The sequence below is a fragment of the Maribellus maritimus genome, assembly GCF_022267315.1.
Classification (GTDB): Bacteria; Bacteroidota; Bacteroidia; order Bacteroidales; family Prolixibacteraceae; genus Draconibacterium; species Draconibacterium maritimum.
The window spans coordinates 15,789-27,931 of sequence record NZ_JAIKLE010000004.1; the positions used below are offsets into that span (position 1 = coordinate 15,789).

Annotated in this window: 10 protein-coding genes; 6 read left to right on the forward strand and 4 right to left on the reverse strand. The window is 37.8% G+C overall.

What is annotated here, in order from left to right:
* Positions 1 to 173: 173 nt before the first annotated feature.
* Positions 174 to 878, forward strand: coding sequence for a NigD1/NigD2 family lipoprotein (locus tag K5G00_RS04735; protein ID WP_238764638.1), 705 nt, complete (start codon positions 174 to 176; stop codon positions 876 to 878).
* Positions 879 to 1,007: 129 nt separating this feature from the next.
* Positions 1,008 to 3,089 carry a S9 family peptidase gene (locus K5G00_RS04740; RefSeq protein ID WP_238764640.1) on the forward strand — a complete coding sequence of 694 codons (2,082 nt, stop codon included), beginning with the start codon at positions 1,008 to 1,010 and terminating at the stop codon, positions 3,087 to 3,089.
* 58 nt (positions 3,090 to 3,147) lie between these two features.
* Here K5G00_RS04740 and K5G00_RS04745 read toward each other — a convergent pair whose 3' ends face one another.
* Together K5G00_RS04745 and K5G00_RS04750 are read right to left on the reverse strand one after the other, a co-directional pair.
* On the reverse strand, positions 3,148 to 4,260 hold the full coding sequence (locus K5G00_RS04745; protein ID WP_238764642.1) for an SDR family oxidoreductase: 1,113 nt from the start codon (positions 4,258 to 4,260) through the stop codon (positions 3,148 to 3,150).
* Between the two features lie 407 nt (positions 4,261 to 4,667).
* Complete coding sequence (locus K5G00_RS04750) at positions 4,668 to 5,933, reverse strand: M14 family metallopeptidase (RefSeq protein ID WP_238764643.1); 1,266 nt, start codon at positions 5,931 to 5,933, stop codon at positions 4,668 to 4,670.
* A 125-nt stretch (positions 5,934 to 6,058) separates the two neighbouring features.
* On the opposite strand from K5G00_RS04750, the gene K5G00_RS04755 reads away from it, so the two are divergent.
* Together K5G00_RS04755 and malQ are read left to right on the forward strand one after the other, a co-directional pair.
* A complete protein-coding gene (locus K5G00_RS04755; RefSeq protein ID WP_238764644.1) occupies positions 6,059 to 7,162 on the forward strand; it encodes a Gfo/Idh/MocA family protein in 1,104 nt (367 codons plus the stop codon).
* Positions 7,149 to 8,633, forward strand: coding sequence for a 4-alpha-glucanotransferase (gene malQ, locus K5G00_RS04760; RefSeq protein WP_238764645.1), 1,485 nt, complete (start codon positions 7,149 to 7,151; stop codon positions 8,631 to 8,633). The genes K5G00_RS04755 and malQ overlap by 14 nt, the downstream gene beginning before the upstream one ends.
* A 33-nt stretch (positions 8,634 to 8,666) precedes the next feature.
* Here malQ and K5G00_RS04765 read toward each other — a convergent pair whose 3' ends face one another.
* Together K5G00_RS04765 and K5G00_RS04770 are read right to left on the reverse strand one after the other, a co-directional pair.
* On the reverse strand, positions 8,667 to 9,470 hold the full coding sequence (locus K5G00_RS04765) for an alpha/beta fold hydrolase (RefSeq protein WP_238764646.1): 804 nt from the start codon (positions 9,468 to 9,470) through the stop codon (positions 8,667 to 8,669).
* Between the two features lie 77 nt (positions 9,471 to 9,547).
* Entirely contained in the window at positions 9,548 to 10,261 is a 714-nt protein-coding gene (locus tag K5G00_RS04770) for a pyridoxine 5'-phosphate synthase (protein WP_238764647.1), read from the reverse strand.
* 70 nt (positions 10,262 to 10,331) lie between these two features.
* Between K5G00_RS04770 and K5G00_RS04775 the strand changes: the two genes are divergently transcribed.
* Complete coding sequence (locus K5G00_RS04775) at positions 10,332 to 10,997, forward strand: CBS domain-containing protein (RefSeq protein ID WP_238764648.1); 666 nt, start codon at positions 10,332 to 10,334, stop codon at positions 10,995 to 10,997.
* Positions 10,998 to 11,011: 14 nt separating this feature from the next.
* The gene (locus K5G00_RS04780; RefSeq protein WP_238764649.1) at positions 11,012 to 11,893 is read left to right on the forward strand and encodes an NAD kinase; all 882 of its coding nucleotides are present in this window, start codon (positions 11,012 to 11,014) and stop codon (positions 11,891 to 11,893) included.
* The last annotated feature ends 250 nt before the right edge of the window (positions 11,894 to 12,143 follow it).

Consider the following 12,143-nt stretch of genomic DNA (forward strand, 5'->3'; position numbering starts at 1 on the left):
ATATCTAAATATTTATATATATAAAAACGTAGTTAGCAATTGTTGTGCCAATCTAAAATTGAAACCTATTTTGGCAGATGAAGATAAAAAAAATGTCATATTTTTTGATTGACGCAACCTTAGTCTTGCCTTTTTAGTCTTAAGCACGTGAAACAATTAAAATTTAATGAACTATGAAGAGAACTGTATTTGCAATGTTAATTGCATCTATATTTTTGGTAACAGGATGTTTGGAAGATGATGATTATTATTCATTGTCAGACATGTGGGTTGGCTTTGGCATTTTTCAGGAAACGGAATCAAATGCCAACGGGTATAGAATTGTTATGGATAATGATGATTTGCTGATACCTGTAACCTCTAGTTTTAATGTATTTCATTACGTGGAAGACGGGGACAGAGTTTTAGTGAATTACACAATTTTGGATGACAATTCAGGTGAAGGAGAAGAAGCTACTGAATATTATATAAAACTTAATTCAGTAAAGAAAATTTTGATGAAGGGAATTCTCGACGTTACCGAGGAAAATAACGACAGTATCGGTAACGATCCTATTAACGTGATTGATGTTTGGATGACTGACAGCTTGTTAAATTTTGAACTGAAATACTGGGGAAGCAGTAAGGTTCATTTTATAAACCTGGTAAAACACCCCGGCGAGTTAACAAGCGATAGTCAGCCTGTTGAGTTGGAGTTAAGACACAATAACAATGGAGACGATGAAAGTATTCCTTATAAAGCATTTGTCTCATTCAACCTGGGAGAACTTGAAATTTCCGGGCTGGATTCGGTTCAATTCAGGGTGACAGGAACTGACTATAATAATGGAGAATTTGACTACGATGGTGTTTATCACTACGGCGAAAACAGCGATTAGTTCTATGAGGTTTTGCAAATCGTAAAAGGTGTCTGAAAAGGCACCTTTTTTTGTTTTAATGGAAAATCGTTTCAGATGAAAATTCATTTTACTTATTTTGAATAAAATTCAATTTAAAGCATTTATAAAATGAAGAAATTAAGTTTTGTTTTGCTTATTGCAATATTTTGGAGTTGCACACAAAAAGAAGAAATGAAAAATTCATCAGAAAATTATTTGCCGGAAACTCCCACGCTTTCATCAGACAAAATGACACCCGAAGTGCTTTGGTCGTTTGGCAGAGTAGGAGGGGCACAGGTTTCCCCCGACCGTAAAACAGTATTGTACACGGTTACCTATTATAATATTGAAGAAAATAAATCGTACCGTGATATTTATACCGTTCCGGTTGCCGGAGGCGAGGCTAAAAATATCACTAACACCGGAGTCAACGAGTCGTCGGCAGCATGGCGGCCCGATGGGAAAAAAATTGGCTATCTTTCTTCTCAGTCGGGAGAGATTCAGCTATGGGAAATAAAGCCGGACGGAAGCGGAGCCAAACAAATTACACATGTCGATGGTGGAATTTCGGGCTTTGGCTATTCTCCCGATCAGTCGAAAATATTTTATGTAAAAAATGTAAAACTCGACGAAGACATTCACGACCTTTTTCCGGATCTGCCAAAAGCAGATGCCCGGCTTGAAAATAACATTATGTATCGCCACTGGGATACCTGGCACGATTATACTTACAATCACATTTTTATTGCCGATTATTCAGAGAATATTTCAAAAGGGAAGGACATTATGGAAGGGGAAAAATATGATTCGCCCATGAAACCTTTTGGTGGAACAGAGCAGATTGCATGGAGTGTTGATAGTAAAACACTGGCATACACCTGCAAAAAGAAAGAGGGGAAAGCCTATTCTGTTTCCACCAATTCTGATATTTATTTTTACAGTTTGGAAACGGGCAAAACAATAAATTTTACTTCAGGAATGATGGGGTATGACCAGAACCCCGTTTTTTCTCCCAATGGAAAATATGTGGCCTGGGAAAGTATGGCGCGCGACGGCTATGAGTCGGACAAATTGCGTTTGTTTGTAGCCGACTTGGAAAATGGTGAAAAAACAGATTTTTCTGAAAGTTTTGACCAAAATTCAAATGGTCTGGTATGGAGCAGCGACAGTAAATCAATCTTTTTTATCAGCGATATTCACGCTACCGATGAAATTTACAGGCTCGATTTGGTAGATGGTTCAATTGTTCGTTTAACCGACGGCGTTCACAATTATCAAACTGTTTTGCCAACAGGCGAAAAGCTGGTCGCACAAAAAGTCTCCATGTCACAGCCGGCTGAATTATATCTTGTAGATCCGGTTTCCGGGCAAGATGAAGCACTGACTTCGGTAAATAAAGGACTACTCGATCAGTTGACAATGGGAAAAGTAGAAGAACGCTGGCTGGAAACTACCGACGGGAAGCAAATGTTGGTTTGGGTAATTTATCCTCCCCATTTTGATCCTAATAAAAAATATCCCACACTTTTGTATAACCAGGGCGGGCCGCAGGGTACGGTAAGTCAGTTTTGGTCCTATCGCTGGAATTTCCAGATGATGGCCGCCAATGATTATATAATTGTTGCACCCAACCGCCGTGGATTGCCCGGATTTGGACAGGAGTGGAATGAGCAGATTTCAAAAGATTATGGTGGCCAAAACATAAAAGATCTTCTCACTGCAATTGACGAAATGGCGAAAGAACCTTTTGTAGATGAAACCAGGCTGGGTGCAGTTGGAGCCAGTTATGGCGGGTTTTCAGTTATGTTTCTTGCAGGGCATCACGACGGACGATTTAAAGCATTTATTGCGCACGATGGTATTTTTAACTTCGAACAGATGTATACAACTACCGAGGAGATGTGGTTTGTAAACTGGGATCTCGGTGGCCCCTTTTGGGATAAATCCAATGCCGCTGCACAGCGTTCGTACTCTTTTTCACCACATAAATATGTGCAAAACTGGGATACGCCAATATTAATTGTCCAGGGCGAAAAAGATTTCAGGGTGCCAACCGGACAGGGAATGGCTGCATTTAATGCTGCTGTTTTGAGGGATGTGCCAGCTGAGTTTCTTTATTTTCCGGAAGAAAACCATTGGGTGCTCCAACCTCAAAACGGAATTTTATGGCAGCGCGTATTTTTTAACTGGCTGGATAAGTGGTTGAAGTAATGTTTATTCAATCACGAAACTAAAAATAGATTACCATTTCATTGAATTGAGATGGTTTTTATTTATTCAGAACATAGTTCTCATATCCTTTTTTTACCAATGCAAAATATTGGATTGATTTGTCCCAGTTGTAAGAAACTTCGTGTCCTAAATATTTCTCGGCGTTTTTACTATCGAAATTGTAACAATGATTAACAAGAACAGCGTTTTGGCGGGTTAAACGAGAAAATAATTTTTCAATTCTGGTTTCGTCGGTTAACTGTTCCCTCTTTTCAATTGGTTGCATAGGTAGTTTATAAAGTTTTCCTAACGTTTCAGCTAAATAGGAGGGGCTTAAGGGATGACTGTCAGTAATGTTAAAGATAGGATTGGGAAAATCTTTTCTTTCGCAAATTGTTAAAATACACTGTGCTGCTATATCTGTAGGAAGAATATTTGCGGCACCTGTGGGAGGAGCACAAAAGCGAATGACTTTTTCATCTTTTTTTACTCTTGACTGAAGAGCTGCCAAAGCTCCCATATATTCATAAAATCCAAAAATTGAATTTGAGAATCCTGTTTTGGAATCGCCAAGCAATCCGGGGAGTCTAAAAATCAAATAATCGATGTTGTTTTCTTCTCCACACTTTTTTACGAGCTCCTCTGCTTGCGCTTTGCTTTCGATATAAACGTTTGGGAAACTATTGGAATTATAAAATTTTTCTTCTACCAGTGTTTCATTTCCATTTTTACTACCGGTAATAAATGCAGTTGATATTTGAATATACCGACTTTTTTTCTCTACCGCTAAATCAAGCAGCATGCGCGTTCCTTCAACATTAATCTGCTGGCACAAAGCGCGATGTTTACTTTCATATCGTAAAATTGCTGCAGCATTATAAATTTCATCTATTTGAGTATTTTCTAAAATCTCGTTGTCTTTTTTTGAAAGTCCAAAATTTTGTTGAGACAGATCTCCTTCCAGTAGTGTTAAGTTCCTGAATAGCTTTTTATCAATTTGAAATTCGGGATTGACTAGTTGGTTATTTTTTATTAATACTGATTTTCGTCCTTCAAGGGAATTTCCATCTTTAGATCTACCTAGTAGTATAACGTTATATCCCTTTTTTAAAAGGCCATAAACGAGATATTGACCCGCAAATCCGAGCCCACCGGTTAAAAATATATTCATAACTTTATTCAACATAATTCCAGATAAAAATCCGGATTCGGTTAGTTATTAAAACTTTTTTTGTCAGCAGGAAATACAAAGGACAAGAAAGTATACGCTTACAACCCCCATTTTAAAGATATTTTCTACTAACAGATTTACTATTTACAAAAGTATATTATAAATATGCTTGTAATATGATTTGCCCAAAAATATTAATAATAAGTTTACTTTAAAAAATCGTAGTGGGTATTTGGTTTAATGCCTTATGATTTGAATTCATGCGGATAATCGGGACCAAAAAACTTTGGCAAAAAAAATTAACTTTTGTTCTTTTTGTTACCGGCTTTTTGCATTATTTCGTTGGGTGATTAAAGCGAATTTTGCTGAGTGTCAATAACTTTTATTTTGTTAATTTCTGAACAAAACTATTCTTTCAGCATTAGTCGGATTAGATTGAGAGCAGTAGTCTTTCCCTTTTTCTGAATTAGTTCTCTTGGAGTATCATCGCCAATCTCGTAGGTTACTGCTTCTGCTCCAAATTCATAAAAGAAATATTTTGTTGAATTTATTTTGGGTTCATTGATATCGCTGGGACGGATGTTGGGCTCATATCCGGGAATTTCGTCACCAACGGCTGTTATTAAATCGGGAACCAGTCCGGGCATATTTCCTTTTTGTTCAGGCGGAACGGTATAATAAATGTCTTCAAATGTGGAGTGAAAATCAACTCCAAAGTAAAACGTTCCACCCTTGCTCACCGTGGTTTTCATAAAGTCACGAATAGCCTGCGTTTCGGGTTGGTTAAAACTCTCCCAGTCGCGGTTTAAATCAATTCCACCTGAGCCATGACGCCAGTTTCCGTTATCAACACCATCCGGATTTGCTAATGGAACAACAAATGTGGTATATTCATTTCTGAATTCTTCTGCAACTTTCGTTTCAGAACAAAGTGTTTCCACAAACCATTTCATTGCCAGCCAGCCGGTAACTTCCGGCGGGTGTTGCCGCGATAAAACCATGATCAATTTTTTATTTTCCCGGTTCCCGATTTGCATTGCATTGATTGGCCTGCCTTCAAAACTTTTGCCGATTTCAAACATTGAAACAAAGGGCTTTTCCGCCAGCTTCATCGCCCAACTGTTGATTTGTTTTGAAGTTATTAGTTCCTGCGCAGCAATCCACAAAGTGTCAGAACTCAGCGAAAGATTCATTTCGCAAAACTTTGGGCTTTCTTCTTTTGCCAGAGAAACAGAATCCAAAAAATACAAAGTCGAATCAATCTTCTTCCAGTTCTTTCCATTGTTGCTTACTTTGGGGTAGTACCTGTGACTTACTCCTTCGTTGTAAGTGATCTTTAGCCTTACATTTTTTGGTGTCTCCGACCATATTTTAAATGCATACCACGGACTGCTGTTTATCGGTGTGTTTTCAGGAGTGACTAAAACTGTAAGCAAAGTATCATGGGTGAGTACAGCTCCGTTTAGTCGTGCTCCCTCGAAATTATTGGAACAAAAAATTCCGGCTCCCAGGTTAAATGTTTTTTTAAGTTGATATTGAACAGGGCGTGTTTCCGTGTTTACCCTTTGTATCGGAGCTTGTCCTTTCCATTTTGTTTCTTTAATTGAGCAATTCCATACAAACAAAGACATGAACAAAAAAGATAAAATTGATATGAATGCATTTTTTTTCATTGGTTAGCTGAATTTGCCGTATCTTTTTATTTCATTTAAAACTAAACATTTTTCAAGAGTAATTGATATTTGAAGTGGAATGATTTCAAATCATTATTTTTGGAAAAAATTTGAAAATAGGTTTTATGCAAAAAATACATATTGGATTTCTGGGAGCCGGTGGAATAGCAAGAGCGCACGCCTATTCCATCCAGGCATTAAAATATTATTATAGTGAAGTTCCTAAATTAATATTTGAATCGGTGGCGTCGGTGCGCAAAGAAAGCCGGGAAAATTTTGCTCAAAAGTTTGGTTTTTCAAAAGCTGAGTCGGTAGCGGAATTCGCTACAAATAAAAATATAGATGCAGTTTTTATTTTAGGCCCAAACAAGGTTCATTTTGAACACTTTCAGCAGGCACTGCAAATGCCAAATGTAAAATATATTTATCTCGAGAAGCCGGTTTGTTCTTCAGTGCAGGAAGAAGAGGAAATGAAACAACTTTTGAATGAGTTTGGCGGGAAAGTAAAAATCCAGGTAGGGTTTCAATACTTGCAAACTTCGTCGGTACGCGAAGCCCTAAAATTCTGGAAATCGGGAAAGTTGGGGAAACCTATCCATTTCGATTTAAAATATTATCATGGTGATTATTTGCAATCGTCGTACCGCGAAAAGCGTGTAACCCGTTTAACACCGGCGCCCGATGGTGGTGCCATGGCCGATCTGGGGTCGCACGGTATTAGTTTATTGATGGCTTTTATGGGGGAAGAGCTTCAGATTACCGGTGCTTTGCAAGGAGGAAATTTTGACGATGTTCCGTCAGGGTCTGATTTATTTAGTTCACTTTCAATGGTAGAACCTGAAACCGGAGCTGTAGGAAATATGTCGGCAAGCCGTATTAGTTCCGGGACCGGCGATTTGGTGCATCTTGAAATTTATGCTGAAAAAGGAGCATTAAAATATTCTTCAAAGCAATCGGAATACTATGAATATTATGAAGAAGGAACTAATCAGTGGGTAAAACAAATGGTGGGCAGCAATTACAAACCGGTAACCAGTTTTCCTTCCGGGCATGTTCCGCCGGGGTGGCTTCGTTCCATGGTTCATGCTCACTATTGCTTTTTTACCGGCGATGATGAGCCGACTTTTATTCCGGATTTAAACCATGGACTTGCCGTCCAGCGCATTGTCAGAGAAACCGCCGATCATTTGAACGAATTTAGAAATAAATATAAAAATGGGGGAGCGTAGAAGTGGAATTTTGCTGCATGTGACATCGTTACCCGGCAGTGAAGGAATTGGAACTTTTGGAGAAGACGCATTTCGTTTTGTTGATTTATTGGCGGAAGCCGGTCAGAAGATATGGCAGATTTTACCCCTCGGACCAGTGGGGTATGGGAATTCACCTTATCAGTGTTATTCGGCTTTTGCGGGAAATATTTTTTTGATTGATTCAAAGAAGTTAGCAGATGAAGGTCTGCTGGATAAAAACGATGTTAAAAACAGTCCCCGTTTTAATTCCGGTGAAGTGGACTTCGCAAATATTGAGAAATGGAAATTGCCACTTTTGTATAAAGCATTCCGGAAATTTCAGACAAATAATTATGGCGAGTTTCACAGTGAATATCAGACTTTTTTAAAGGAACACAGTTGGTGGCTAAAGGATTTTGCTCTTTTTATGTCGGCCAGAAGCCATTTTAAGGATGAACAATGGACTACCTGGCCTGATGAATTAAAATTCAGAACACCTGTGGGGATTCATAAGTTCCAGACAAAGCTTGAATCTGATGTAAATTTTTGGAAGTTTGTACAATTTCAGTTTTTCAGACAATGGTTTGTATTAAAAAAGTATGCAAATTCAAAAGGTGTCAAAATAATTGGCGATATGCCCTTATATGTTTCAACTGATAGTTCTGATGTTTGGACAAATACTGATATATTTATTTTGGATAAAAAATTAAGGCCCAAACAAGTTGGAGGCGTTCCTCCCGATTATTTTAGCGAAGACGGACAGTTGTGGGGAAATCCGGTTTTTGACTGGAAACGTATACAAGAACGTGATTATGATTGGTGGATGGCCCGTTTGCATTTTAACCTGAATTTATTTGATGAAATCCGGATAGATCATTTTAGAGGGTTGGAATCATTTTGGGCGGTACCGGCAAGCGAAAAAACGGCAAGAAATGGCAAGTGGCTCCCTGCCAAAGGTTACGAAATGCTGTCAAAGTTTAATGACCAGATTGGCCATTTGCCGCTGATAGCTGAGGATTTGGGGCTTATTACAGCTGAAGTGGAAAAAATGCGGCTTGATTTTGGATTACCCGGAATGAAAGTTCTGCAGTTTGCTTTCCGCTCAGACGCCACAAACGAATATCTTCCACACAACTATACTCAAAATTTTGTAGTGTACACCGGAACACACGACAACAATACGACATTGGGCTGGTTAAAAGCTTTAAAAGGAAAGGAAAAAAAGCTGGTGAAATTGTATTTGGGAGGAACCGGCAAAGAAGCAGTGAAAAATATAATTGAAATGACATGGGCTTCGACAGCCAACACAGCAATTGTTCCTTTTCAGGATATATTGCAACTGGCAGCGAAAGCGAGAATGAATACTCCCGGAACAGCCAGTGGAAACTGGGGCTGGCGCTTTCGGTGGAAACAGTTAAAAAGCAGACAATTTGAATTTTTGAAAGCGATTACCAAAATTTATAACCGGTGAAGTTTTTTTGTTTTGCAGTATATCCCAATTGTTTTAACAACACAACATCACGGCTTTCATAAATTTTTCAGGTTGCTCGGCATGAAGCCAGTGCCCTGCATCAGAAATATCAACGATGGTTGCTTCCGGATAAATTTCCTTGATGAGTTTTTCATCTTCAGGCAAAATATATCTCGATTTCATTCCGCGAATAAAAATGACAGGGTAACTGGTTATTGGAATCCTGTCTTCGAGCCAATTTTTATTAACACCACTGACAATTTCATCTAGGTTTTCATACAAAACTTCAACATTAATTCGCCACTTGTAACGTTTGGTTTTTTTATCTTTCGCAACATTTTTTAGCAGGAATTGCCTGATTCTTTGGTCATCGATTTTCTCTGCCAGTCGCTCCTCTACATCGTTTCTTATTTCTATTTCATTAAAATCGATGTCTTGCATAGCCAGTAAAATATTCTGATGGAGATAAAACTGACTATCTTCTTTTAACTGCATGTAGTCTTTTGGAGCAATATCTGCAATTACTAATTTTTCTATTTTTTCAGGATAGTCGGCTGCAAACCACATGGCTGTTTTTCCTCCCATACTGTGACCCAGAAGTGTTGCTTTTTCGATACCGTGTTTTTCAAAAAACAGATTTAAATCTTCTTTCATGGAATCAAAAGTATGTTCGTCGGAAAACGGAGAACGGCCATGATTGCGCTGGTCTATCAGATAAACGGTGTATCTTTCAGCCAGTCTTTTTCCAATATTTAACCAGTTGTCGGATGAGCCGTACAAACCGTGAATAATGACCAAAGGCGCTCCCTTTCCTTTTTTCCGATAAAATAAGTCCATAAAACAGTGATGCTTTTTATACGATATAAGTTCTTTTGTTAATCAACTTCAAACTTTTAAAATTGTTTGGGATAATTTTATTTCAAACATTCCAGGTATTTCTGAATGGTAGTTTCAAGTCCAAGATAGAGTGCATCTGCAATCAACGCATGTCCGATAGAAACTTCTTTGAGATTTGGAATATGTTTGAACATGTAATTCAGATTTTCAAGATTTAGATCGTGTCCCGCATTTACGTCTATCTCCAGCGAATCGGCAACTTTCGCAGCCTCAACAAACGGTTCAATTGCTTTACTTCGGTTGATGGGGTATAACGATGCATAAGGTTCGGTATACAATTCTATTCTGTCGGTTTTTGTTTCCGCGGCACCTTCAATCATCGACGGATTTGCATCCACAAAAATGGAAGTCCTTATACCGTTTTCTTTTAATTCCGAAATAACATCTTTCAGAAAACCCAGATTTTTCCATGTATCCCATCCGTGGTCGCTGGTTAGCTGGTAATGTGTGTCAGGAACCAAAGTAACCTGATCGGCCCGGACTTCCATAACCATTTTCAGAAAATCTTTACTGGGGTAACCTTCTATGTTAAACTCTGTGGTTATTAGAGGTTTTATTTCATATACGTCTTTGCGTGTAATGTGTCTTTCGTCTGGACGGGGATGAATTGTAATTCCTTGTGCACCAAATTTTTGGCAGTTTATGGTGGCGTCTTTTACACTGGGTACCGCTCCTCCCCGGGAGTTTCGTAGTGTTGCTATTTTGTTTATATTTACACTAAGTCTTGTCATTTTAAATAGAAATATTAACGACGCAAGTTACAATTTTCAATTTGAAACGTTAAATTAAAAAAGTAAAGAATTGCTGGCAGAGAGTTTAATATCGGATGTAGTGCCTTCCATAGCTAGTTCTGAAAAAGGACAAAAAGCATTGAGTTGTATGGATGTATACAGGGTTTCGCATATTCCTGTGGTTAACAATTCAACCTATGTAGGATTGGTTTCAGATAAAATGATTTACGATTTGGATTTGATCGATAAACCAATCGAAATGGAAATAGAGAAGCTGAATACGAGTCATGTTCACAAAGAACAACACATTTTTGAAGTGGCTATTTTAATGTACAAACTCAAGTTAAGTGTAATTGCTGTTCTCGATACTGAACATTATTATTTGGGTGCAATAACATTGTACGATTTAGCCAGAAGATTTGCCCGTTTATTTTCATTGCAGGAGATAGGCGGGGTTATTACTCTCGAAATGAATATAAACGATTACTCTTTGGCTCATATAAGTCAGATTGTTGAGAGCAATGATGTTAAAATTTTAAGTATGTTTCTGAATCGGGAACCGGGAACTTCCAATCTCGACGTCATCCTGAAACTCGATAAAGAAGATTTGTCGCCGTTGATTCAGGCATTTATGAGATATGATTATAATGTTAAGGCGGTTTACCTCGACCACACCATGTTAAATGATTTATATAAAGATCGTTTTGACCAATTCATGAAATTTATGAACATTTAAATGATTCAATGCAAATGAAAGTTGCTGTTTATGGTACTTCGGTTTCTGATGAGTTTGTATCTGTTATCCGCGAATTCTTTACTTTTTTAAAAACAAATAAGATTGAGGTTCAATTGTATAAGCCCTTTTATTCATTTTTAGTTGAAGAAATTAATGTTACGCCATATTACAACTCTTTTTTTCATTCATATATCGATTTTGATGAAACCAACGAGTTTATATTTAGCGTTGGAGGCGACGGAACATTCTTACATTCGGTGGTAAATATTCGGAATTTCGATATCCCGGTGGTTGGAGTAAACAGCGGGCGTTTAGGATATTTGGCGGATATTTCCCATGAACAGATGAACGACGCATTAACCGAAATATTCAATCGCAACTTTTCGGTTGTTGAACGTTCTATGCTTCAGGTTGAATTTCAGGGACGTGAAAATCTGGATTTTAACTTCGCACTAAATGAAGTAACTGTTTTAAAAACCGACACTTCATCTATGATTAATATTTCTGCCTATCTAGATAAGGAGTTGTTAAACAATTATTGGGCAGACGGACTGATTGTCGCAACACCCACAGGCTCAACAGCTTATTCTTTAAGTGTTGGAGGTCCTATTCTTACACCCGATTCCGAAAATTTTGTAATAACACCACTGGCCCCGCATAACCTAACAATTCGTCCGCTGGTAGTTCCCGACAACTACAATATAAGGTTAAAAGTGGATGGAAGAGGAACCAATTATCTTACATCTCTCGATTTTAGATCGGTACCTGTAGAATTTTCAACAACAATTACGGTAAAGAAGGCAGATTTTAAACTTAAAACATTACAACTTCCCGAACTGACTTTCTTTAAAACATTGCGAAACAAGCTTATGTGGGGGGTTGATAAACGCAATTAAAATTTTCAAGCTTAACAATTTTTAATCTTTCTTTGGGTTTTATAATAACATTCAGGTATGTTATTTTTAGAATTATATTACTTTTGTACCTCTTGAAAGCTGTAGAGTGCAAAAGGAATTCAGCTTTAGTTCATTGATATTCAATTGGTTGCGAGGGGTTTTCGGGGCTCGGTTCTTGTGTTTTTTTGATTGATTTTTATGTCTGGAAACATACAATTTTGTCCGGTTTTATTCCTGCTTTTTTATGAAT

What these genes read in the sequence shown, in the direction of transcription:
- K5G00_RS04745 (WP_238764642.1), bottom strand. Translation starts at nt 4,260, where the DNA reads ATGAATATATTTTTAACCGGTGGGCTCGGATTTGCGGGTCAATATCTC.
- K5G00_RS04740 (WP_238764640.1), top strand. Translation starts at nt 1,008, where the DNA reads ATGAAGAAATTAAGTTTTGTTTTGCTTATTGCAATATTTTGGAGTTGC.
- malQ (WP_238764645.1), top strand. Translation starts at nt 7,149, where the DNA reads ATGGGGGAGCGTAGAAGTGGAATTTTGCTGCATGTGACATCGTTACCC.
- K5G00_RS04765 (WP_238764646.1), bottom strand. Translation starts at nt 9,470, where the DNA reads ATGGACTTATTTTATCGGAAAAAAGGAAAGGGAGCGCCTTTGGTCATT.
- K5G00_RS04750 (WP_238764643.1), bottom strand. Translation starts at nt 5,933, where the DNA reads ATGAAAAAAAATGCATTCATATCAATTTTATCTTTTTTGTTCATGTCT.
- K5G00_RS04735 (WP_238764638.1), top strand. Translation starts at nt 174, where the DNA reads ATGAAGAGAACTGTATTTGCAATGTTAATTGCATCTATATTTTTGGTA.
- K5G00_RS04780 (WP_238764649.1), top strand. Translation starts at nt 11,012, where the DNA reads ATGAAAGTTGCTGTTTATGGTACTTCGGTTTCTGATGAGTTTGTATCT.
- K5G00_RS04755 (WP_238764644.1), top strand. Translation starts at nt 6,059, where the DNA reads ATGCAAAAAATACATATTGGATTTCTGGGAGCCGGTGGAATAGCAAGA.
- K5G00_RS04770 (WP_238764647.1), bottom strand. Translation starts at nt 10,261, where the DNA reads ATGACAAGACTTAGTGTAAATATAAACAAAATAGCAACACTACGAAAC.